Genomic DNA, 23,389 nt, shown 5'->3' on the forward strand with positions numbered 1-23,389 from the left:
GACCGCCTGAGTTTTATCTTTTTTAGTCCCACGAATCTCTTTTTTTATCCCTCCCTGGAGGACAAACGTGTCTAAGCGTCGTGTAGTTGTGACCGGACTTGGCATGTTGTCTCCTGTCGGCAATACCGTAGAGTCCACCTGGAAAGCTCTCCTTGCCGGTCAGAGCGGCATCAGCCTAATCGACCATTTCGATACTAGCGCCTATGCAACGAAATTTGCTGGCTTAGTAAAGGATTTTAACTGTGAAGAGATCATCTCGCGCAAAGAACAGCGCAAGATGGATGCCTTCATTCAATATGGAATTGTCGCTGGCGTTCAGGCCATGCAGGATTCTGGCCTTGAAATTACGGAAGAGAACGCAACCCGTATCGGTGCCGCTATTGGCTCCGGGATTGGCGGTCTTGGTCTGATCGAGGAAAACCATTCATCTCTCATGAATGGCGGACCGCGTAAAATCAGCCCGTTCTTCGTTCCGTCCACGATTGTTAATATGGTGGCGGGTCACCTGACCATCATGTTCGGTCTGCGTGGGCCAAGCATTTCTATCGCGACCGCATGTACCTCTGGCGTGCATAACATCGGCCAGGCCGCGCGTATGATTGCGTACGGCGATGCAGATGCTATGGTGGCGGGCGGTGCTGAAAAAGCCAGTACCCCGCTTGGCGTGGGTGGCTTTGGTGCTGCGCGCGCGCTGTCTACCCGCAACGATAATCCTCAGGCGGCAAGCCGTCCTTGGGATAAAGACCGTGACGGTTTCGTGCTGGGCGATGGTGCAGGTATGCTCGTTCTGGAAGAGTACGAACATGCGAAAAAACGTGGCGCGAAAATTTATGCTGAAGTCGTTGGCTTTGGTATGAGCAGCGATGCCTATCACATGACGTCACCGCCAGAAAATGGTGCGGGCGCCGCGCTGGCCATGGAAAACGCGATTCGCGATGCGGGTATTACCCCAGCGCAAATCGGCTACGTTAACGCACACGGTACCTCTACCCCTGCGGGCGATAAAGCAGAAGCTCAGGCTGTTAAGTCTATCTTCGGTGAATCTGCCAGCCGCGTACTGGTCAGTTCCACAAAATCCATGACCGGTCACCTGTTGGGTGCGGCGGGGGCTGTAGAGTCTATTTACTCTATTCTTGCGCTGCGCGACCAGGCTGTTCCGCCAACCATCAACCTGGATAACCCGGATGAAGGTTGCGATCTGGACTTCGTTCCTCACGAAGCGCGCCAGGTGAGTGGAATGGAGTACACCCTGTGTAACTCCTTCGGCTTTGGCGGTACTAACGGTTCTCTGATCTTCAAAAAGATCTGAGTCTACGTACCCTATGGCTGTGAAAAAAAGGTCCGCTTGTCGGGCCTTTTTTATTCAGGCTAATCTTCTTGTCGGCTGCACGACATCCTGCCAGACTAAACGCCCACGCATAAGGAGCCACCATGTTTTTAATCAATGGCCTTGAGCAAGAATCTCTGCCTGCCAGCGACAGGGCGACTCAGTTTGGTGATGGCTGCTTTACCACGGCGCGCATTGCGGATGGCGACGTGTGTCTGCTGGATGCGCATATACGTCGTCTGCAAACGGCCTGCAAAACGTTACTGATCCCCTTTACGCAATGGGACACGTTGCGCCAGGAAATGCGCCAGCTTGCGTCCGGAAAGCCCAGTGGGGTACTCAAGGTCATTATCAGCCGCGGCAGCGGTGGACGGGGTTATAGCGGTGTCAGTTGCCAACATCCCACCCGGATCCTGTCGGTTTCTGCGTATCCTGCCCAGTATCCGCGCTGGCGTGAAGAGGGCGTTACCCTGACCCTCAGCCCGGTACGTCTGGGAAGAAACCCCATGCTTGCCGGGATAAAACATCTCAATCGTCTTGAGCAGGTGCTAATCCGTACTCATCTTGAGCAGACGACAGCCGATGAAGCGCTGGTTCTTGACAGCGAAGGGTTCATTACGGAATGCTGTGCGGCTAATTTATTCTGGCGGCAGGGCAACACTGTTTTCACGCCTTCGCTGGAACAGGCGGGAGTCAACGGTATCATGCGTCAGTTTTGTTTGCAGCAACTGGCACGCTCTGACTTTCACGTTGTCGAAGTTAACGCACGCGAAGAGGCGTTGCAGGCAGCAGATGAAATCGTTATTTGCAACGCGCTGATGCCGGTTATACCTGTCCGCGCTTATGGTCAAATTTGCTTGCCATCGCGCGAGCTGTTCTCTTTTTTAGCCCCGATATGTGAGCAAACCAGATAGTCATGAAGAAAATGTTGCGCTTTGTCCTCCTTCTAATCGTTGCGCTGGGTATCGCTGGCGGCGCGGGAATGTGGAAAGTTCGCCAGCTGGCGAACAGTAAGATCCTGATTAAGGACGAAACAATCTTTACCCTGAAAGCGGGAACCGGGCGACTGGCGCTCGGTGAACAGCTTTATGGCGATAAAATCATTAATCGTCCACGCGTGTTCCAGTGGTTATTGCGTGTGGAACCTGAGCTGTCTCATTTTAAAGCTGGCACCTATCGTTTCACGCCCGGGATGACCGTCAGAGAGATGCTGCAGCTGCTGGAAAGCGGCAAAGAAGCGCAGTTCCCGCTGCGGTTTGTTGAAGGGATGCGCCTTAGCGATTACCTCAAACAGCTGCGTGATGCGCCGTATATTAAACACACGCTGAAAGATGACAGTTACCAGACGGTTGCCGCGGTACTTGAATTTGAACATCCCGAGTGGGTTGAAGGCTGGTTCTGGCCTGACACCTGGATGTATACAGCCGGAACAACCGATGTGGCGATCCTGAAGCGTGCGCACAAAAAAATGGTCGCGGCGGTGGAATCTGCGTGGGAAGGGCGCGCCGATGGCCTGCCGTATAAAGATCAAAACGAGTTTGTCACCATGGCCTCAATTATTGAGAAAGAGACCGCGGTGGCTTCAGAGCGCGACCAGGTGGCGTCGGTCTTTATCAACCGACTGCGCATTGGCATGCGTCTGCAAACTGACCCTACCGTGATTTACGGAATGGGTGAGAACTACAGCGGCAAGATTTCACGAAAAGATCTGGAGACGCCGACGGCGTATAATACCTACGTTATTAGCGGCCTGCCGCCAGGCCCGATTGCCACGCCGAGCGAAGCCTCGCTTAAGGCGGCCGCGCATCCGGCAAAAACACCGTATCTCTACTTTGTGGCTGATGGAAAAGGGGGGCATACCTTTAACACCAACCTTGCCAGCCATAATCGCTCCGTTCAGAATTATCTGAAGGCACTTAAGGAAAAAAATGCGCAGTAAATACATTGTCATTGAGGGACTCGAAGGAGCCGGTAAAACCACAGCCCGCAACGTGGTAATCGAAACGTTGAAAACGCTCGGCGTTGCGGACATGGTGTTTACCCGTGAACCCGGCGGTACGCAGCTGGCTGAAAAGCTGCGCAGCCTGGTGCTGGATATCAAATCCGTGGGCGATGAAGTTATCACTGACAAAGCCGAAGTGCTGATGTTCTATGCCGCTCGCGTGCAGCTGGTAGAGACGGTCATCAAACCGGCTCTGGCCGCTGGCAAGTGGGTCATTGGCGACCGTCACGATCTGTCGACTCAGGCGTATCAGGGCGGGGGACGCGGAATTGACCAGACAATGCTGGCAACGTTGCGTGATGCAGTATTAGGGGATTTCCGCCCCGATCTGACGCTGTATCTGGATGTAACGCCAGAAGTGGGCCTGAAGCGCGCGCGCGCGCGCGGCGAGCTGGATCGCATTGAGCAAGAGTCGCTCGACTTCTTTAATCGCACCCGCGCGCGTTATCTTGAACTCGCCAGTCAGGACAGTTCCATTCGCACCATTGATGCGACGCAGTCCCTGGAAGAGGTGACCCGTTCCATTGAGGAAACTGTCAAACACTGGCTACAGGAGCAACAGGCATGAAATGGTACCCATGGTTGCGCCCGCACTTTGAACAGCTGATCGCCAGCTATCAGGCCGGACGGGGGCATCATGCGTTACTGATTCAGGCATTGCCGGGCATGGGTGAAGATGCATTGATCTACGCCATCACCCGTTTTCTGATGTGCCAGCAGCCAGAAGGTCACAAAAGCTGCGGTAAATGCCGCGGCTGCCAGCTGATGCAGGCGGGCACGCATCCTGACTATTACACGCTGGAGCCTGAGAAGGGCAAAAGTGCGCTCGGTATCGATGCCGTGCGTGAAGTCAGTGAAAAATTATACGAGCACGCACGACTGGGTGGCGCAAAAGTCGTCTGGCTGAAAGACGCGGCGTTGCTTACCGAGGCGGCGGCAAACGCGCTGCTTAAGACGCTGGAGGAGCCACCGGAAAAAACGTGGTTCTTCCTGTCATGCCGCGATCCGGGTCGATTACTGGCGACGTTACGCAGTCGGTGTCGGCTTCATCACCTTGCGACTCCCCAGGAATCGTGGGCGCTGAGCTGGCTGGAGCGTGAGGTGACAACGTCACAGGATAGCGCGTTGTCCGCATTGCGCCTCAGCAGCGGCGCACCTGCCGCGGCGCTGGCTCTGCTCCAGGCGGACGTCTGGTCGCAACGAGAAGCGCTTTGCCGCGCCGTTGCCGCTGCGCTGGAGAGCGGTGACTGGTTGAGCGTACTGCCTGCACTTAACAGCGATCAGGCTGCCGAGCGTCTGCACTGGCTGGCTGCCTTACTTCTGGATGCCCTCAAGATCCAGCAGGGGGCCACGCTGCTGACCAATCCCGATGTCTGGCCACTGGTAAACACGCTGGCGAATCGTCTGCCAGGCGCCACGTTGCGTGCGATCCTGCACGATACTTGCCAGAGCCGCGAACAACTTTTAACGGTAACCGGTCTTAATCGCGAGCTTGTACTGACCGACCAGTTACTGCGTATCGAACATTACCTGCAACCAGGCGTTACTCCGCCTGTTTCCCATCTCTGAGAGAGACATTATGTTTTTAGTCGACTCACACTGCCATCTCGATGGCCTGGATTATCAATCCCTGCATAAAGACGTGGACGACGTGCTGGCTAAAGCCGCCGCCCGCGATGTGAAATTTTGCCTTGCGGTGGCTACCACGCTGCCGGGCTATCGCACCATGCGTGAGCTGGTGGGCGTTCGCCCTAATGTTGTCTTTTCCTGTGGCGTGCATCCGCTCAATCAGGATGAAGCATACGACGTCGAGGAGTTACGTCGTCTGGCGGCCGAAGAGGGCGTGGTAGCGATGGGGGAAACCGGGCTGGATTATTACTACACGCCGGAGACCATGGCGCGTCAGCAGGAGTCCTTCCGCCATCACATTCGCATTGGCCGTGAGCTTAACAAACCGGTTATCGTTCATACCCGCGATGCCCGCGCCGATACCCTGGCGATCCTCAGGGAAGAAAACGTGACGGATTGCGGTGGCGTACTACACTGTTTCACAGAAGACAGAGAAACGGCGGGAAAACTGCTTGATTTAGGGTTTTATATCTCGTTTTCCGGGATCGTGACGTTCCGTAACGCTGAGCAGCTTCGCGATGCTGCGCGTTATGTTCCGCTCGATCGTATTCTGGTGGAAACAGACTCTCCTTATCTGGCTCCGGTACCGCATCGCGGTAAAGAAAACCAGCCAGCAATGACGAGAGACGTGGCTGAATACATGGCCGTTCTGAAGGGTGTCAGTATCGAAGAGCTGGCCCGCGTCACGACGGAAAACTTCTCTACACTGTTCCATATTGACCCCGCCCGCCTGCAATCTGTTTGATACACCTGTTTTTTTTAGGCTCGTAATTAATAGTTAAAACGAGTAAAGTTCACCGCCTCATTTGGGGCGGTGATGGTGTTTTTAGACACATCCAGAAATACTTTTTGTAAATAACTGAAAGTTTTTCGACCGTCTTAAGCTGAAACGTGATAGCCGTCAAACAAACTCAGAGGGAATTATTTTACTCTGTGTAATAAATAAAGGGCGCTTAGATGTCCTGTCCACGGCACGGTACTCCCCCCGGGCCAATGCGTGAAAGCGTAAAAAAAGCACAAATACTCAGGAGCACTCTCAATTATGTTTAAGAATGCATTTGCTAACCTGCAAAAGGTCGGTAAATCGCTGATGCTGCCAGTATCCGTACTGCCTATCGCAGGTATCCTGCTGGGTGTCGGTTCTGCAAACTTCAGCTGGCTGCCAGCCGTAGTGTCCCACGTAATGGCCGAAGCAGGCGGTTCTGTCTTTGCTAACATGCCGCTGATCTTCGCTATCGGTGTTGCTCTGGGCTTCACCAATAACGACGGCGTTTCTGCGCTGGCTTCTGTGGTTGCCTACGGCATCATGGTGAAAACCATGGCTGTGGTTGCACCGCTGGTTCTGCATTTACCTGCTGAAGAGATCGCAGCGAAACACCTGGCGGATACCGGTGTTCTGGGCGGTATCATCTCCGGTGCGATTGCAGCGTACATGTTTAACCGCTTCTATCGCATCAAGCTGCCTGAGTATCTGGGCTTCTTCGCGGGCAAGCGTTTCGTTCCGATCATCTCTGGTCTGGCAGCGATCTTCACGGGTGTGATCCTGTCCTTCATCTGGCCACCAATCGGTACGGCAATCCAGACCTTCTCTCAGTGGGCTGCTTATCAGAACCCGGTAGTGGCGTTTGGTATCTACGGCTTCATCGAGCGTTGCCTGGTGCCATTTGGTCTGCACCACATCTGGAACGTTCCATTCCAGATGCAGATTGGTGAATTCACCAACGCAGCGGGTCAGGTGTTCCACGGTGATATCCCACGTTACATGGCGGGTGACCCAACTGCAGGTAAACTGTCTGGTGGCTTCCTGTTCAAAATGTATGGTCTGCCAGCCGCGGCAATTGCAATCTGGCACTCTGCTAAACCAGAGAACCGTGCAAAAGTGGGCGGTATCATGATCTCCGCAGCGCTGACCTCGTTCCTGACCGGTATCACCGAGCCGATCGAGTTCTCCTTCATGTTCGTTGCGCCGATCCTGTACGTTATCCACGCGATTCTGGCGGGTCTGGCGTTCCCAATCTGTATCCTGCTGGGTATGCGTGACGGTACGTCCTTCTCACACGGTCTGATCGACTTCATCGTTCTGTCCGGTAACAGCAGCAAACTGTGGCTGTTCCCAATCGTGGGTGCGTGCTACGCCGTTGTTTACTACACCATCTTCCGCGTGCTGATCAAAGCACTGGACCTGAAAACGCCAGGTCGTGAAGATGCATCAGAAGACAGCAAAGCAGGCGCGACCAGCGAAATGGCTCCGGCACTGGTTGCAGCATTCGGCGGTAAAGAGAACATCACTAACCTGGACGCGTGTATCACTCGTCTGCGTGTGAGCGTTGCCGATGTTGCGAAAGTAGACCAGCCGGGTCTGAAAAAACTGGGCGCAGCGGGTGTGGTTGTTGCAGGTTCTGGTGTTCAGGCAATCTTCGGTACCAAATCCGATAACCTGAAAACCGAAATGGATGAATACATCCGCAACAGCTAAGCTGTGACCTGGGGAGACTAAGGCAGCCGAATGGCTGCCTTTTTTATGCCTGCAGTTTTGTTATGCCGGGTAGCGGCTGAACACTCAGAAGTCGTAGCTCGCGCTTACAGAGACGTTCAGCGGCGCGCCATATACCACATAAGAGCCGACGTAGTCGTAATACTCTTTGTCGAACAGGTTGTTGACGTTAGCCTGGACAGCAAAATCTTTAGTCACCTGATACCGGCTAAACAGGTTAACCAGCGCGTAGCTGCCTTGTTCTGCCCGTGATCGACCTGCCGGGCCGCCATCTACATCGTTCCAGACTTTATTCTGCCAGTTCACCCCGCCGCCCACTGCCAGTGCAGGTAGCATGGGCAGTTGATAACGGGTAAAGAGCTTCATTGTGGTACGAGGCTGATCGGAACTTACCGCGTTGCCGCGCTTGTCTTCAGCAATGTAGCGGGTTGCGCCGAAGGTCAGCTGCCAGTTATCGGTCAGGGCGCCGTTTAGCTCGAACTCGATCCCTTTACTGACGACCCCATCCAGAGATTCATAAATTGACTCGCCGCTGGGCATGTAGGTGTAGGTATTATTCGCCACATTATCCTGCTCAATGCGGAAGAGGGCGAGCGAGGTGGTCAGGCGCGTACTAAACCAGTCTGCTTTCACCCCGGCTTCATAGCTTTTCCCCGTTGTCGGGTCCAGGTAGCGGCCGCTGGCGTCACGTTTGTCCTGAGGCTGGAAGATGGAGGTATAGCTGACGTAGGTTGACCAGTCTTCATTGATATCATAAACAAGGCCCGCATATGGCGTTACATCATCCTTACTGCTTTCCAGGCGGGTGTCCGGGGAGCCCGCCGGGTTATAGCGAATGTTGTAATGGGTATAACGCGCACCGAGGATCAGAGATAGCGGATCGGCAAGCGAGAAGCGGGCTGAGGTATAGGCTGAAGACTGGCGGATATCATCCTGACTGTAAAGCTTCCAGGGGGTCCACTGCGGATCGGCGATATTCCCGTTCCAGTTTTTGAAGTTACCCACGTCAACCATGCCGTACAGCGCGTCCGGCATGGTGTTGTCATAGTGGTTACGCTGGCGGCTGAAGCTACCGCCAAACATCATCTCATGCTGGCGACCGAAAAGATCGAAACCGCCGCGCAGGAAGGCATCCACCGCATCCTGCTTACGTTCACCGCGGTTCCAGCCGCCATATCCGACCATACCCGCACCGGTCTCTTTATCCGGGTAGCCGGACATATACATCAGTTTGCTGTCGAAGTTGGTGTCGGCATGCATGCCGTTGATGTGGGCTTCCCAGCCGTTGTCGAAGCGTTGGGTGAGGTTGGCGAAAATACGGGTGTTGTCTTTATCTGAATAAGCCCAGTCTGGTGCAACGGTCTGGCTGCGGTTGTAATGGGTTTTGCTGCCATCGCTGTACCAGGTTGGCAGGCCGCCCCAGGTTGGGTTATCGGTATCGCTTTCCTGATATTCATAGCCCACAGACAGGGTGGTGCTGTCAGTCACGTCCGCATCGACCACGCCATAGAGGAACTTTTTGCGGTAGTGGTAGTTATCAACAAAACTGTCGTTGTCCTGATAACCCGTAATAAGACGACCCCGCACGTTACCCGACTCTACCAGCGGAGCCTGCAGATCCAGCACGTAGCGTTGTTTGTCCCAGCTACCGTAACTGGCGGAGACATTGCCTTTAAATTCATTGCTGTCTGCATGCTTACGTACCATGTTGACGTAGGCGGCGGGATTTCCCGTGCCGGACATCAGGCCGGTTGCGCCGCGTACCACTTCAATACGATCGTAAATGGCGGTATCGGCGGCGGTGTCGCCAAAGTTCCATACTTCGCTGATGGAGGTTGGCAGATCATCATACGCATAGTTACTGACAAAGAAGCCGCGCGAGTAAAATACCGTCCGGTCGCTGTCCTGTACCTGCGCGGTGACGCCGGTGGTGTTAGTTAACACCTGGCCGAGGGATTGCAGATTCTGATCTGCCATACGCTGCTGGCTAATGACGCTGACGGACTGCGGAATATCGCGGGGAACCAGTAACAGTTTCGTCCCCGTGGTGGTGGTCTTAACGCTGTAGTCCGTATCCTGACTGCTGGACGGGTCCTGTGCGTTATCAAAACCGCCCTCGACAACCACGGTATCTTCGGTCGCTGAGGCGGCGAAACTGACGGCTGGCATCAATGCCATAGCAATACAGGCAGCCAGCAACGAAGGCGTGGCGGCTGGCTGCGGTTGCCCATCCCTGGTGTGATAAATGAAAGACATCATCAAACCCTTACTGAATGGTGAAAGGTGAGTGCGACAGTCCCGTGAGAACGGGCTGACGTCGTTTTCTATGTTAAAAATGCGCATGAAAATGCAAATGCGAAATATACGCATTGTGATTAGCACTGTAAACAGATGTGTCAAAAGGAAATGAAATTATGTTTCAGGTGGTGAAGCGTCGAGAGCGGTTACTCTTCAGTCAGCTGAAACGCTTTCAGGAAAGAAATCCGGGGAGAAGGTTGAAAGGACAGGAGAAAGTCGCTCATACTCTTCCATTGTGCCACACACTCATGCAGAGATTGTGTTAATAGCGGACGCACCACGCCAGATTAAACTACAAAGGAACAGGTCATGGCTGAAGAAACCATTTTCAGTAAAATTATCCGCCGCGAAATCCCTTCGGATATCGTTTATCAGGATGAGCTGGTGACGGCTTTCAGAGATATTTATCCTCAGGCTCCGACTCATATCCTTATCATTCCAAATATTCTGATTCCCACCGTCAATGACGTAAAAGCCGAGCATGAAGTGGCGTTAGGCCGTATGCTGACGGTAGCCGCGAAAATCGCCGAGCAGGAGGGGATTGCTGAAGACGGTTACCGTTTGATCATGAACTGTAATCGCCATGGTGGTCAGGAAGTTTATCATATTCATATGCATCTTCTGGGTGGGCGTCCTCTGGGACCGATGCTGTCACATAAAGGTCTTTGACATGTTAAAAGGGCGTATTGCAGCGCTGGCAATGACATTGGTAATGGTGGGATGCAGCACGCGCCCGGCCATTCCCGTCAGTGATGAACAGACGCTGGTGATGGAGTCCTCGGTACTTGCCGCGGGCATCACCGCAGAACAACCTACGTTGACCATCAGTGAAATTAAATCTTCTGCGTCCTCTACGCTCTTTAACGAAAGACACGAACCGGTGACGGTGCACTACCGTTTCTTCTGGTATGACGTACGGGGTCTTGAAATGCACCCGCTGGAAGCGCCGCGCAGCGTGACCATTCCGGCAGGATCGTCGGTAACGCTCTATGGTAGCGCCAACTATCTGGGTGCGCATAAGGTGAGACTTTATCTTTATCTGTAAGAGGTGAACCTTGATTAAAAATATGAGCCGTTATGCGCTCGTGACAGCTTTTGCACTGTTCCTTGCAGGATGTGTGACGCGAACCGAACAGCCTGCGCCGGTGGACGAGGCAAAACCGGGTACGGAGCAGCCGACACAGCCAACGCAACCGCAGCCAACCGTGCCGTCTGTACCGACGATCCCGTCGCAGCCTGGCCCGATTGAACATCCGGACCAGACCTCCCAGCCAACGCCGCGCGTGCGTCATTATGACTGGAACGGTGCGATGCAACCGATGGTGGGCAAAATGCTGCAGGCGCAGGGCGTGACGGCAGGCAGCGTACTGCTGGTGGATAGCGTAAATAACCGGACTAACGGTTCACTCAATGCCGGGGAAGCGACAGAAACCCTGCGCAATGCACTGGCCAATAACGGTAAATTTACGCTGGTTTCCGCACAGCAGCTGGCAGTAGCCAAACAGCAGCTTGGTCTGTCGCCACAGGACAGCCTCGGTACGCGCAGTAAGGCGATGGGGATTGCCCGTAACGTTGGTGCGCAGTATGTGCTGTACTCTAATGCCACCGGTAACGTGAATACGCCAGCCCTGCAGATGCAGCTGATGCTGGTCCAGACAGGCGAGATTATCTGGTCAGGTAAAGGTGCGGTTACGCAACTCTGACTGCACGCGTGAAGCGATCCTCACGCGTTATTTTCCGCAGTATCGTCTTATCGCGCCGCAGGCCCACTCCGGGCTTGGCGGCGCGAGTTGCATTCTGGAACAGGGCGAGCAGCGTCTGGTGTTGCGTCATCACCACGATCCCTTAGCCCCCGTTTCCCATTTTCGCCGTCAGTTTCGTGCCCTGAAGCGTCTACCGGCGGATCTCGTGCCAGCCCCGCGCTTTTTCACACAGGGCTGGATGGCGGTAGAGTATCTGGCAGGGGAGATCCGGCATACGCTGCCTGACAACGCAACGCTTGCGACGACGCTCTGTCAGTTGCACCATCAGCCGTGTCTGGGGTGGCGAGTCACGCTGCTCCCTTTGCTGGAACAATACTGGCAGCGAGCCTCACCGGACAGACGTACCCCACGGTGGCTTGCGCAGCTTAAACGGTTACGCACTGCGGGAGAGCCTCAGCCGCTTCGGCTGTCGCCATTACACATGGATGTTCATGCCGGAAATATTGTGCATACGTCCACCGGCATCAGGCTTATCGACTGGGAGTATGCCGGTGATGGGGATGTGGCACTGGAGCTGGCGGCCGTCTGGGTGGAAGATGATACAGCGCGCCAAAGACTGATCGGCGATTACGCCCGCATTGCGCATCTGGACGCGGGACAGCTGGCGCGTCAGGTCAGACGCTGGCGACCCTGGGTCGTCATGCTGATGGCGGGCTGGTTTGAAATGCGTTTTCAGCAGTCCGGCGAGAAACAATTTATTGCGCTGGCAGATGATGCCTGGCGCCAGTTACACATTAAAGGATAAGAGAGGTTGCTGTGGGTCCAGTCATGTTGGATGTAGAAGGGTTTGAACTGGATGCGGAGGAGCGTGAAATTCTGGCGCACCCGCTGGTGGGGGGGCTCATCCTGTTTACCCGCAACTATCACGATCCGGCGCAGTTGCGTGAGCTGGTTCGCCAGATCCGCGCGGCGTCGCGTAATCATCTGGTCGTGGCCGTCGATCAGGAAGGCGGGCGCGTGCAGCGTTTCCGTGAGGGCTTCACCCGTCTGCCCGCGGCCCAGTCTTTCGCGGCGCTGCTCGGCACCGAAGAGGGCGGAAATCTGGCCCAGGAGGCCGGCTGGCTGATGGCCAGCGAGATGATTGCCATGGATATCGACATCAGTTTTGCCCCGGTGCTGGACGTAGGGCATATCAGTGCGGCAATTGGCGAGCGCTCTTACCATAGCGATCCCCGTATTGCGCTGGAGATGGCCACCCGCTTTATCGATGGCATGCACGATGCAGGAATGAAAACCACCGGTAAACACTTCCCGGGGCACGGCGCCGTGACGGCGGATTCGCATAAAGAGACTCCGCGTGATCCGCGCCCGGAAGCGGAAATTCGTGCCAAAGATATGTCGGTGTTCCGCTCGCTGATTAGCGATAACAAGCTGGATGCCATTATGCCTGCGCATGTGATTTACAGTGACGTCGACCCGCGCCCGGCGAGTGGTTCTCCGCACTGGTTGAAAAACGTGCTGCGTCAGGAGCTCGGTTTCAACGGCGTGATCTTCTCCGACGATTTGTCGATGGAAGGTGCGGCGATCATGGGCAGCTACGCGGAGCGTGGGCAGGCGTCGCTCGACGCAGGTTGCGATATGATCCTCGTCTGCAATAATCGTAAAGGCGCAGTCAGCGTGCTGGATAACCTGTCGCCGATCAATGCAGAGCGTGTTACACATTTGTATCATAAAGGTTCATTTAGCCGTCAGGAGCTGATGGATTCGGCACGCTGGAAAGCGGTTAACGCCCGGCTTGAAGCACTGAATGAGCGCTGGCAGGCACATAAAGCCAGCCTGTAAATCCTCCCGGAAGGCGTAGCGTGGTGAGAAGACGATGATCATCTATTTACACGGTTTTGACTCAAACAGTCCTGGTAATCATGAGAAGGTACTGCAACTGCAGTTTATCGATCCGGATGTTCGGCTGATCAGCTACAGCACGCGCCATCCGAAACATGACATGCAGCATCTGCTCAAAGAAGTGGACAAGATGCTGCAGCTCAACATCGACGATCGCCCGCTGATTTGCGGCGTGGGGCTGGGTGGCTACTGGGCGGAGCGGATTGGGTTCCTGTGCGATATTCGCCAGGTGGTATTCAATCCTAACCTGTTCCCGAACGAGAACATGGAAGGCAAGATTGACCGTCCAGAAGAGTATGTCGATATTGCCACCAAGTGCGTCAGCAATTTCCGTGAAAAGAACCGCGACCGCTGTCTGGTGATCCTTTCGCGTAATGATGAGGCGCTCAACAGCCACCGTGCGGCTGAGCTGTTGCATCACTACTATGAAATTGTCTGGGACGAAGAACAGACCCACAAATTCAAGAACATCTCCCCGCATCTGCAGCGCATCAAAGCCTTCAAAACACTGGGCTAAGATACTGCGTAAGATCTCCCTGGCCCGGCCGCGAAAGCGTGCCGGGCTTTCTTTTTCTGCAGAATTGTCTACTTTTAAGCCACCAAAACTTGATGCACATCAATTTTGGTATGACCAATGCGCCTGACGTGGTATTCTCAATGCACCTGAATGGTTTCAGTGCTGTAACCTGTTGTTAATTAAGGGTTATTTTTATAACTTTTAATTAACAATTGGTTAATAATTTGAGGGGGTCACGTTGACTACGCCATTGAAAAAGATAGTGATTGTAGGCGGTGGTGCTGGCGGGCTGGAGCTGGCGACACAGTTGGGTAAGAAGCTGGGTCGTGGCAAAAAAGCCAAAATCACGCTGGTGGATCGTAACCACAGCCACCTGTGGAAACCGTTGCTGCACGAAGTGGCGACCGGTTCACTGGATGAGGGCGTGGACGCGCTGAGCTATCTGGCGCACGCACGTAACCACCATTTCCAGTTCCAGCTGGGTTCCGTGGTGGATATCAACCGTGAGAGCAAAACCATTACCCTGGCCGAGCTGCGTGACGAAAAAGGGGAGTTGCTGGTCCCGGAGCGCAAGCTTGCCTATGACACACTGGTCATGGCGCTGGGCAGTACCTCCAACGATTTCAACACCCCGGGTGTGAAAGAGCACTGCATTTTCCTGGATAACCCGCACCAGGCGCGTCGTTTCCACCAGGAAATGCTGAACCTGTTCCTGAAGTACACCAATAACATGGGTGCGAATGGCAAGGTGAATATCGCCATTGTAGGCGGTGGCGCAACGGGCGTTGAGCTCTCCGCTGAGCTGCACAATGCGGTAAAACAGCTGCACAGCTACGGGTATAAAGGGTTAACCAATGAAGCGCTGAACGTAACGCTGGTTGAGGCAGGTGAGCGTATTCTGCCTGCGCTGCCTCCGCGTATTTCTGGCGCGGCGCATAACGAACTGACCAAACTGGGCGTACGTGTTCTCACCCAGACGATGGTGACCAGCGCAGACGAAGGTGGCCTGCACACCAAAGATGGCGAGTACATCAAAGCGGATCTGATGGTCTGGGCGGCGGGTATCAAAGCACCTGATTTCATGAAAGACATTGGCGGGCTGGAAACCAACCGTATCAATCAGCTGGTGACCGAGCCGACGCTGCAAACCACGCGCGATCCGGAGATTTTCGCGATTGGTGACTGTGCGTCATGCGCGCGTCCTGAAGGCGGTTTCGTGCCTCCTCGCGCCCAGGCAGCGCATCAGATGGCAAGCCTGGTGCTGCACAATATTCTGGCACAGCGCAAAGGCAAGCCAATGAAGGCCTACGTCTACAAAGACCACGGCTCTCTGGTTTCGCTGTCGAACTTCTCTACCGTAGGCAGCCTGATGGGGAACCTAATGCGCGGCTCGATGATGGTAGAAGGGCGCATCGCACGCTTTGTCTATATCTCCCTGTACCGTATGCACCAGATTGCGCTGCACGGCTACTTCAAAACCGGGCTGATGATGCTGGTAGGACGAATCAACCGCGTGATCCGTCCACGTCTGAAGCTGCACTAATTTTTCTCTCCCTCCGGGCCCTCCGGAGGGTTTTTTTAGCATATCATGCTGCTCATCACAGATTGAGTGCTTAAGAGTTCTCCTAAACGCCCTGTTACTCTCCTGAAAGCCACTTTTTTGAGCCTTTGTCTTATTGGCGAAGCGTAGCCTGCATTGCAAAATTGTTACCAATAGCAACAAAGGAGGAAGTCCCGTGAATAAATCAATGTTGGCGGGTATAGGGATTGGCGTCGCTGCTGCGTTAGGTGTGGCTGCCGTTGCCAGTCTCAACGTACTGAATCGCGGCCCACAGTATGCGCAGGTGGTTTCTGCAACCCCCATTAAAGAAACAGTTAAAACGCCTCGTCAGGAGTGCCGTAACGTCTCTGTCACCCATCGTCGTCCGGTTCAGGATGAAAACCGTATTGCCGGCTCTGTGCTGGGCGCGGTGGCAGGCGGGGTGATTGGTCACCAGTTTGGTGGCGGCCGTGGTAAAGATGTGGCGACCGTGGTCGGTGCGCTGGGTGGCGGCTATGCCGGTAACCAGGTGCAGGGCGCAATGCAGGATAACGATACGTACACCACGACACAGCAGCGCTGTAAAACCGTCTATGACAAGTCGGAAAAAATGCTGGGTTATGACGTGACGTACAAAATTGGTGACCAGCAGGGCAAAATCCGTATGGACAGAGACCCTGGCACACAAATTCCGCTGGATGGAAATGGCCAGCTGGTACTGAATAACAAAGCGTAAAAAAGATGTTCTCTGAACTTAGCTCCTCAAGCGCTCAGGCTGAGGAGCTTTTTTTTTAGCCCTGGATTTTAAGCAGTTCGGGCCACAGTCGCAGGGTGGTCTCGGTGATATGCTGCAGTTTTTCCAGCGTCGCCCCTTCTCGGGCGCTAATCGACATCCCCTGTAAAATACAGCTCAGGTATTGTGCTAATTCCTGAGGGCGGCAATGCGCCGGAATTTCACCACGCTGCTGGCGCTGGGCCAGGAAGGTGCTGAGCGTCTCCTCCTGCATGGCATGACGCGATTTCACCGTATTGGCGATCTCTTTCGAGGAGGCCGCAAGCGTCGCGGAGGTGTTAATCATAAAACAGCCCGCGGGCGTCTCTTTGCTGGTGAAGCAGGTGGCGATGGCGGTGAAATAGTCATGCAGTGCCTGCTCAACCGTTTTCTCTTCACAAAACAGCTGTGCTTCGTATCGCGATGCAAAGCGAGAGATGTATCGGTCCAGTACCGCCCTGAACAACCCCTCTTTATTCGTGAATTCCGCATACAGCGTCGGCGCTTTGGCTCCGGTGGCTTCTACCAGATCGGAAAGCGAAGTCGCTTCATACCCATGTTGCCAGAAGAGAGTCATGGCCTTATCAAGCGCTGCATCCCTGTCGAACACTTTTGGTCGGCCACGGCTTTTCTTCGCACAACTCGTGACATCGGTTGTCATTTGCCGTTGGTCCTCTGTTGGTTTGTTGAATAACCATTATAAAAATAAACGCATTTCACCACCAGTGCTGTTTTCTGAAAAATAAATTAATCATATGGGTATGAAAAATAACGGAATTAAAATTAATTTAATGGTCGTTATAAAAACATATTGACGTGTGAGCTGGATCACATCTATCATTTACCTATCGATCGTTAACTAAATAGCTAACGACCTCAAAATTCATCTGCCAAAGGTAAAAATCATGAAAAACGTAAAAACCCTCATCGCCGCTGCTGTTCTTAGCTCACTCTCTTTCGCAAGCTTTGCTGCTGTGGAAGTCCAGTCAACGCCTGCTGACCAGCATAAAGTAGGGACCATCTCTGCCAGCGCCGGGACTAACCTGGGTTCACTGGAAGACCAGCTGGCGCAAAAAGCGGATGAGATGGGTGCGAAATCGTTCCGCATTACCTCTGTAACCGGTCCTAACACCCTTCACGGTACCGCTGTTATTTACAAATAAGCCTGGCTAAACCCTCATTTATGCCACTGCTAAAAAAACGCCCTGCATGTGCAGGGCGTTTTTGCGTTTGGGTTTACATCGACTGCTGGGCGACACCATGATGTCGTGTGACGTCAGTCGGCATGCCCGAACGTGCTTCCATTGCCCGCTCCATCACAATGCCATCCGTCCTTGCATCGGTTTTAAAACTCACCATCGCCGCATTCAGGTTGATTGGCAGCGTCTGCGGATCGTCATCAATGTTTTTCGATAAAGGCTGGTGAATTTCAACCAGTCGCACGCCGCCTGGCTCCTCAGAGACCTTGATCGGGGTATTAATGATGTTCACTTTGGTGCCCGGCGTAACCAGGTTGAAGAGCGTTTTGATATCGTCATCGCGCAGACGAATACAGCCGGAGCTGACGCGCATGCCAATACCAAAGTCCGCGTTCGTTCCATGTAACAGGTACACGCCGCCATAGGCCGCGAGGCGGATGGCATGGTGGCCCATTGGGTTATCCGGGCCGGCCGGTACAACGGCGGGCAGATCGATCCCCTGCGCTTTATAGCGGGCACGAATATTGGCCGTTGGCGTCCAGGTTGGGTTTGCACGCTTGTCTGATACGGTGGTAACCATCGTCGGGGTCAGCGTGTCGCCGCCCAACTGGCCAATACCAATAGGGTATACGGTTACCTCATTTTTACCGGGCGGGTAATAGTAAAGACGCAGTTCGGCAAGGTTTATCACGATCCCCTCGCGCGGCGCATCCGGCAAAATCGTCTGCAGCGGGATGGTTAACACGCTGCCAGCGCGCGGGACATAAGGGTCAACGCCGGGGTTGGCCTGCAGTAAGGCCAGAAAGCCGACGTTATATTTTTTGGCAATCGCCTCAAGCGATCCACCATTGTTTTCAACCACATGAAAACGGTTTTCCCCAACCACCTTACTGCCTGCAGGCGGGAGTGGCCAGGTGTTTGCGCGAGCGGGAAGTACAACCGCGACCGTTGCGGCCAGCGCTAACACGGTTATCCAGCGAGTGAAACGCGAAGAGGTCATCATCACTATAATCCATATAAATGACAGGGTGATTGTTTTATAACGGTTAGTGATAATTATGGCGAAGGGGTCTGTCGGGAAGATCGGGTGAAGTGAAAAGAGTTTGTAAATTGTTCCCCCGGTAGCATGGCGCAACCGGGGGCAGAGCAGATTATGCGATCGCGTTCTCTTCCAGCTGGCGCATAAAGTTGCGTACCCAGTCCATACGGGTTTTACGCTCCGTCAGCTCCTGAGTAAATTTCAGCCGCGTTGGCCCATCCAGGCGGAAATGCTGCGGCTGCTTTTGCAGTAAACCGATGAGCCACGTAGGGTTAACGTGGTTTTTCTCGGCAAACTCAATCACGCCGCCTTTCTCGTTGCCCTCAAGCTTACGGATGCCCAGCTTCTGCGCCTGCTGACGCAGGCGCGCGATATCCAGCAAGTTGCGTGCGGCATCCGGGAGCAGGCCAAAGCGGTCAATAAGCTCGACTTTGATCTCTTCCAGCTCGTTCTCATTTTTCGCACTGGCGATACGTTTGTAGAACGACAGGCGGGTATTAACATCCGGAATGAAATCGTCCGGCAGCAGAGACGGCATGCGTAACTCAACTTCGGTTTGCTGGCTGGTGAGGTCTTCCAGCGACGGTTCGCGTCCGGCCTTGAGGGCATCGACCGCGTTTTCCAGCAACTCCATGTAGAGCGAGAAACCGATGGTTTCCATCGAGCCACTTTGATCTTCACCCAACAGCTCACCCGCACCGCGGATCTCCAGGTCGTGCGTCGCCAGTGCAAAGCCAGCGCCCAGATCTTCCAGCGAGGCGATCGCTTCCAGACGTTTTTGCGCATCGGTGGTCATCGCTTTTGGATGCGGCGTCAGCAGCCAGGCATAGGCCTGATGGTGCGAACGCCCGACGCGGCCACGCAGCTGATGAAGCTGTGCCAGACCGAAATGATCCGCGCGTTCAATAATGATGGTGTTGGCCGTCGGGATATCGATCCCGGTCTCAATGATGGTCGTACACACCAGCACGTTAAAGCGCTGGTGGTGGAAGTCGTTCATCACCCGTTCCAGCTCGCGTTCGCGCATTTGCCCGTGACCGATGGCAATACGCGCTTCCGGCACCAGCTCTGCCAGGCGGTCTGCCGCTTTCTGAATATTTTCCACGTCGTTGTAGAGGTAATAGACCTGACCGCCGCGCAGCACCTCACGCAGAATGGCCTCACGTACCACCAGATTATCGTATTCGCGGACAAAGGTTTTTACGGCCAGACGACGCGCCGGCGGCGTGGCGATAATTGACAGATCGCGCATGCCGCTCATCGCCATGTTCAGGGTTCGCGGAATTGGCGTCGCGGTCAGGGTCAGGATATCAACGTCGGCACGCATCGCTTTAATACGCTCTTTATGGCGTACCCCGAAACGGTGCTCTTCATCAACAATCAACAGCCCCAGATCTTTCCACTTCACGTCGCTCTGCAGCAGTTTGTGGGTGCCGATCAGAATATCGATCTTACCTTCGCTGGCCTGCTCCAGGATTTGCGTTTGCTCTTTGGTACTGCGAAAACGTGACAGCATCTCGATGCGTACCGGCCAGTTGGCAAAGCGGTCGCGGAAGTTATCGAAGTGCTGCTGAGCGAGCAGGGTGGTGGGTACCAGCACCGCCACCTGCTTGTTATTCTCGACGGCGAGGAATGCCGCGCGCATGGCTACTTCGGTTTTCCCGAAGCCGACATCGCCACAGACCAGCCTGTCCATTGCCAGCGGCTGACACATGTCGCTTAACACGGCATTGATGGCCTGAGCCTGGTCCGGCGTGGTTTCAAACGGGAAGCTGTCGCAGAACAGCTGGTACTGCTCTTTATCATGCTTAAAGGCAAAGCCCTCTTTGGCCGCACGCTGGGCATAGATATCCAGCAGCTCGGCCGCCACATCACGCACTTTTTCCGCCGCTTTCTGCCGGGCGCGTGCCCAGGCGTCGCCGCCCAGTTTATGCAATGGTGCATTCTCTTCTGCACCCCCGGCGTAGCGACTGATCAGATGCAGGGATGAGACCGGCACGTAGAGTTTGGCGTCGTTAGCGTAGGTCAGCATCAGGTATTCACCTTTGATGCCACCGGCCTCCAGCGTCGTCATCCCCTGATAACGACCCACGCCATGTTCAAGGTGCACAATCGGCTGGCCCGGATGGAGTTCCGCCAGGTTGCGGATCAGCGTATCCGGGTTAATGGTGCGACGGCTGTCCTGACGGCGACGCGCAACACGTTCACCCAGCAGGTCGCTTTCACAGATTAATGCCACGTTGTTGAGGGTATCGATAAACCCGTGCTCGGCGGCACCGATCATCAGATAACGCCCCGTCCCCGTGGCTTCGCTCAGGCGCAAAATGCGTTTCGGAGCAACTTTAATCCGCCCCAGCAGTTCGCCCAGCGCTTCACGGCGGCCTTCACTCTCAACGGAGAAGACAACCGGGCCGGTAAAGGCATCGAGGAACTTGCGCAGACTCTCCAGCGGGGATTTCTGCTGTGCCTGAACGGCTAAATCTGGCAGCTTCTGGAATGCAAGATTGGTGTTGGCAGCTTTATCGGCAAGCGTATCGGTTTTCAATTGTACGCGAGGCCAGCGCTTGAGTTCGGCGTTGAGCTCGTCGGTGCGCAGCCACAGCGCTTCAGGCGGCAGCAGCGGACGCATTGGGTCTACGCCCCGGTTTTCAAAGCGCGCGCGGGTTTCGCTCTCAAAGCGGCTGGCGCTGGCGTCGATATCACCGGTGTTCACAATCAACGTGTTCGCCGGGAAGTAGCTGAACAGGGCGGGCAATGGCTCGTTAAAGAACAGCGGCTGCCAGTATTCGATCCCGGCAGGAAGCGTACCTTTGCTGACCTGCTGATAGATATGCTCAGCGTCGCGCTTAACGTCGAACTTGTCGCGCCACTGGCTGCGGAACAGCTCGATAGCGGTTTTGTCCGTCGGGAATTCATGGGCGGGTAATAAATTGATGGCTTCCACTTCTTCCAGCGTGCGCTGCGTGTCGGCGTCGAATACGCGCAGGCTGTCGATCTCATCGTCGAAGAAGTCCAGTCGATACGGCTGGTCGCTGCCCATCGGGTACAGGTCGAGCAACGCACCGCGCGTGGCGTATTCCCCGTGCTCCATAACCTGATCGACATGACGGTATCCGGCGCTGTCCAGTTGCGCGCGCAGATCGTCCCGGGACAGGCGCTGACCTTTTTTCATCACCAGCGCATGGCCGTGCAAATAGCTGTGAGGACAGACGCGCTGCATCAGGGTGTTGACCGGAACGATCAGCACGCCGCGCTGCATGGTCGGTAACTGATAGAGGGTCGACAGGCGCGAGGAGATGATCTCCTGATGCGGGGAGAAGCTGTCATACGGCAGCGTTTCCCAGTCGGCCAGACTGAAGACCAGGTTATCGGTGAACTGGCGAATTTCATCATGCAGTCGCAGCGCATTTTGCATATCCGGGGCGACCAGCACCACCGGACCAGGATGTCGCTCAGCGATTTCTGCCACCAGCGTGGCGCACGCAGCGCCAGTGAGTTCGCCCAGCTGGCGCTGGTCGCCCGCTTTGACAGGCAGGGAATAACGATAGTGTTCAGGCATGGCTATGTCAGAGTCTCTTGTGGATATACCAACAGTATTGGGGCATATCACTGATACGCAATGTCTTTATTATCCTCGATCGTTTTGCATAAGCAAATCTGAACTGCAACGCGGGAAGATTCGCCCCCGGACGGGGGCGAGGGCGGTATTATCGGGTTGCCGGAGACAGTGCGCTCGCGGAAGGGGGAGAGAAGAACAGATCGCCAAACAGTGCCGTCGATATTTTGCGTACGCCAAGCCCGGCGAGGGTGCAGATCAGCAGGCTGGCAAATGGGTAGACCAGGATTAAGGCAAGCTCGGCCCAGACCGGCCAGTAGGCAGCATTCATCTCACCAATCAGGAACAGGCTGAAGGCCTCTATCAGGATGCGGTGCGTGGTGTAGATAGCGATGGTGTTTGAGCCGATAACGTTAAGCAGGTTGCTGGGATGAACGGCATAACGCTGCTCGAGGCTATAGAAAAGCTTCATGATCAGCACGATCGACAGCAGGGAAAGCAGCAGCGGAACGTTAGCAAACCACAGTACCACGGAGACCGCAGCAAAAGCGGCCAGCGCCAGCCAGGTGCGACGCAGGTTCAGCCCCTTCATCCAGGCCATCAGCTCTGCGCCATACCACGCGCCAAGGCTGTAGTAGATCATATTGCGTACCACGCTGTTCATTCCCCACCACGGCAGCGGCAGGAAATTGATTGCGATGCTGGCCAGTGCCAGCAGCCCCAGTACGGGCAGCTTCCAGCGGCTAAGCAGTTTACATAGCGTGAAATAGACCACCAGGGCGTACAGATACCACAGGCTGGTGCTGGCAGTGAGCATCCCCCACGCAAACCCGGAAAGTGAATCGGCATACGCGGCGTTTGAGGAGGTGGCCAGCTCACGTTCAGGTGCCAGCCAGGCATTGAGGTGGCTCAGCGCCTGCCATTGCAATACGCCCCACAGCGCAAGGACCCAGACAATGCTCCAGATCCGTTTGTCAAAACTGGTGCGCCAGTTCACCTCGTCAATATAACGACGGATCAGATAACCGGATATGAAGAAAAATACCGGCATACGGAAGGGCGCGAGATAAAGGTTAAAATAGACCCAGCATTTGGCGAGAAGACCGGACAACGGATGTTGTAGCCCCGTCAGATGGGGATAAAATGTGATAACCGAATGATAGATTACCACCAGGCAGATACACAGCCCCTTTATCTGGTTAATCCATAATGCTTTTTGCTTCATTGTTCGCAACTACCTTATTGCCATAAACGAACGAACAATTGTTGGTAAACGCAGCCGGGATGTAACGGGAAACAGTCTGTATCAGGAAGTTTTTCGGAAAAGGTGGAGGGTGTGGCGCGATAATTCGAAGAGTAGCGTTCTGATTTATCTGAATTTTTCAGAAAAATGATTACCAAAGCTTACGGT

21 protein-coding genes are annotated in these 23,389 nt (G+C 54.7%); 16 read left to right on the forward strand and 5 right to left on the reverse strand.

The features are described from left to right. The first annotated feature begins 67 nt into the window (after positions 1 to 67). The 7 genes from fabF to ptsG all read left to right on the forward strand — a co-directional run bounded on the left by fabF (position 68) and on the right by ptsG (position 7,434). Positions 68 to 1,309, forward strand: a complete 1,242-nt coding sequence (fabF, locus tag AC2FAK_RS13960; protein WP_028028098.1) for a beta-ketoacyl-ACP synthase II — start codon at positions 68 to 70, stop codon at positions 1,307 to 1,309. 122 nt (positions 1,310 to 1,431) lie between these two features. After that, complete coding sequence (gene pabC, locus AC2FAK_RS13965; RefSeq protein ID WP_095455648.1) at positions 1,432 to 2,241, forward strand: aminodeoxychorismate lyase; 810 nt, start codon at positions 1,432 to 1,434, stop codon at positions 2,239 to 2,241. Positions 2,242 to 2,243: 2 nt separating this feature from the next. Further along, positions 2,244 to 3,266, forward strand: coding sequence for a cell division protein YceG (yceG, locus tag AC2FAK_RS13970; RefSeq protein ID WP_095455649.1), 1,023 nt, complete (start codon positions 2,244 to 2,246; stop codon positions 3,264 to 3,266). Next, entirely contained in the window at positions 3,256 to 3,897 is a 642-nt protein-coding gene (tmk, locus tag AC2FAK_RS13975) for a dTMP kinase (RefSeq protein WP_013097116.1), read from the forward strand. Before yceG ends, tmk begins: the two co-directional genes overlap by 11 nt. After that, positions 3,894 to 4,898, forward strand: coding sequence for a DNA polymerase III subunit delta' (gene holB, locus AC2FAK_RS13980; protein WP_095453157.1), 1,005 nt, complete (start codon positions 3,894 to 3,896; stop codon positions 4,896 to 4,898). The genes tmk and holB overlap by 4 nt, the downstream gene beginning before the upstream one ends. Positions 4,899 to 4,908: 10 nt before the next feature. Beyond that, complete coding sequence (locus tag AC2FAK_RS13985) at positions 4,909 to 5,703, forward strand: metal-dependent hydrolase (protein ID WP_020689599.1); 795 nt, start codon at positions 4,909 to 4,911, stop codon at positions 5,701 to 5,703. Positions 5,704 to 6,000: 297 nt separating this feature from the next. Then, positions 6,001 to 7,434, forward strand: coding sequence for a PTS glucose transporter subunit IIBC (gene ptsG / locus AC2FAK_RS13990; RefSeq protein ID WP_020689598.1), 1,434 nt, complete (start codon positions 6,001 to 6,003; stop codon positions 7,432 to 7,434). 84 nt (positions 7,435 to 7,518) lie between these two features. Here the strand turns inward: ptsG and fhuE are convergent, their stop codons facing one another. Next, positions 7,519 to 9,708 carry a ferric-rhodotorulic acid/ferric-coprogen receptor FhuE gene (gene fhuE / locus AC2FAK_RS13995; RefSeq protein ID WP_062856427.1) on the reverse strand — a complete coding sequence of 730 codons (2,190 nt, stop codon included), beginning with the start codon at positions 9,706 to 9,708 and terminating at the stop codon, positions 7,519 to 7,521. A gap of 351 nt (positions 9,709 to 10,059) precedes the next feature. Here fhuE and hinT point away from each other — a divergent pair, with 351 nt between their 5' ends. From hinT to AC2FAK_RS14035, 8 genes are all read left to right on the forward strand, one after another. Beyond that, a complete protein-coding gene (hinT, locus tag AC2FAK_RS14000; protein WP_095455650.1) occupies positions 10,060 to 10,419 on the forward strand; it encodes a purine nucleoside phosphoramidase in 360 nt (119 codons plus the stop codon). A 1-nt stretch (position 10,420) separates the two neighbouring features. Beyond that, entirely contained in the window at positions 10,421 to 10,795 is a 375-nt protein-coding gene (locus AC2FAK_RS14005) for a YcfL family putative periplasmic lipoprotein (protein WP_023621894.1), read from the forward strand. A gap of 13 nt (positions 10,796 to 10,808) precedes the next feature. Next, positions 10,809 to 11,453 carry a penicillin-binding protein activator LpoB gene (gene lpoB, locus AC2FAK_RS14010; protein ID WP_104668931.1) on the forward strand — a complete coding sequence of 215 codons (645 nt, stop codon included), beginning with the start codon at positions 10,809 to 10,811 and terminating at the stop codon, positions 11,451 to 11,453. Then, positions 11,434 to 12,258: a thiamine kinase gene (thiK, locus tag AC2FAK_RS14015; protein ID WP_095455651.1), complete on the forward strand. Its 825-nt coding sequence runs from the start codon at positions 11,434 to 11,436 to the stop codon at positions 12,256 to 12,258. The genes lpoB and thiK overlap by 20 nt, the downstream gene beginning before the upstream one ends. 11 nt (positions 12,259 to 12,269) lie before the next feature. Continuing rightward, complete coding sequence (nagZ, locus tag AC2FAK_RS14020; RefSeq protein ID WP_038979819.1) at positions 12,270 to 13,295, forward strand: beta-N-acetylhexosaminidase; 1,026 nt, start codon at positions 12,270 to 12,272, stop codon at positions 13,293 to 13,295. Positions 13,296 to 13,329: 34 nt separating this feature from the next. Further along, positions 13,330 to 13,872, forward strand: a complete 543-nt coding sequence (gene ycfP / locus AC2FAK_RS14025; protein ID WP_013097106.1) for an alpha/beta hydrolase YcfP — start codon at positions 13,330 to 13,332, stop codon at positions 13,870 to 13,872. Between the two features lie 238 nt (positions 13,873 to 14,110). Continuing rightward, on the forward strand, positions 14,111 to 15,415 hold the full coding sequence (locus AC2FAK_RS14030) for an NAD(P)/FAD-dependent oxidoreductase (RefSeq protein ID WP_013097105.1): 1,305 nt from the start codon (positions 14,111 to 14,113) through the stop codon (positions 15,413 to 15,415). 193 nt (positions 15,416 to 15,608) lie between these two features. After that, positions 15,609 to 16,148, forward strand: a complete 540-nt coding sequence (locus AC2FAK_RS14035) for a glycine zipper 2TM domain-containing protein (protein WP_013097104.1) — start codon at positions 15,609 to 15,611, stop codon at positions 16,146 to 16,148. 55 nt (positions 16,149 to 16,203) lie between these two features. Here the strand turns inward: AC2FAK_RS14035 and AC2FAK_RS14040 are convergent, their stop codons facing one another. Further along, a complete protein-coding gene (locus tag AC2FAK_RS14040; RefSeq protein ID WP_013097103.1) occupies positions 16,204 to 16,845 on the reverse strand; it encodes a TetR/AcrR family transcriptional regulator in 642 nt (213 codons plus the stop codon). A gap of 244 nt (positions 16,846 to 17,089) precedes the next feature. On the opposite strand from AC2FAK_RS14040, the gene bhsA reads away from it, so the two are divergent. Then, positions 17,090 to 17,347, forward strand: coding sequence for a multiple stress resistance protein BhsA (gene bhsA / locus AC2FAK_RS14045; RefSeq protein WP_013097102.1), 258 nt, complete (start codon positions 17,090 to 17,092; stop codon positions 17,345 to 17,347). Positions 17,348 to 17,420: 73 nt separating this feature from the next. Here bhsA and ldtC read toward each other — a convergent pair whose 3' ends face one another. The 3 genes from ldtC to AC2FAK_RS14060 all read right to left on the reverse strand — a co-directional run bounded on the left by ldtC (position 17,421) and on the right by AC2FAK_RS14060 (position 23,203). Further along, positions 17,421 to 18,386 (reverse strand): L,D-transpeptidase LdtC, encoded by a 966-nt coding sequence (gene ldtC, locus AC2FAK_RS14050; protein WP_048971496.1) that lies wholly within the window; start codon positions 18,384 to 18,386, stop codon positions 17,421 to 17,423. A gap of 148 nt (positions 18,387 to 18,534) precedes the next feature. Then, positions 18,535 to 21,981: a transcription-repair coupling factor gene (gene mfd, locus AC2FAK_RS14055; RefSeq protein ID WP_020689586.1), complete on the reverse strand. Its 3,447-nt coding sequence runs from the start codon at positions 21,979 to 21,981 to the stop codon at positions 18,535 to 18,537. 148 nt (positions 21,982 to 22,129) lie between these two features. Continuing rightward, the gene (locus tag AC2FAK_RS14060; RefSeq protein WP_020689585.1) at positions 22,130 to 23,203 is read right to left on the reverse strand and encodes an acyltransferase family protein; all 1,074 of its coding nucleotides are present in this window, start codon (positions 23,201 to 23,203) and stop codon (positions 22,130 to 22,132) included. Positions 23,204 to 23,389: the final 186 nt, after the last annotated feature.

The sequence above is a fragment of the Enterobacter cloacae complex sp. 394F7 genome (genome assembly GCF_057320385.1).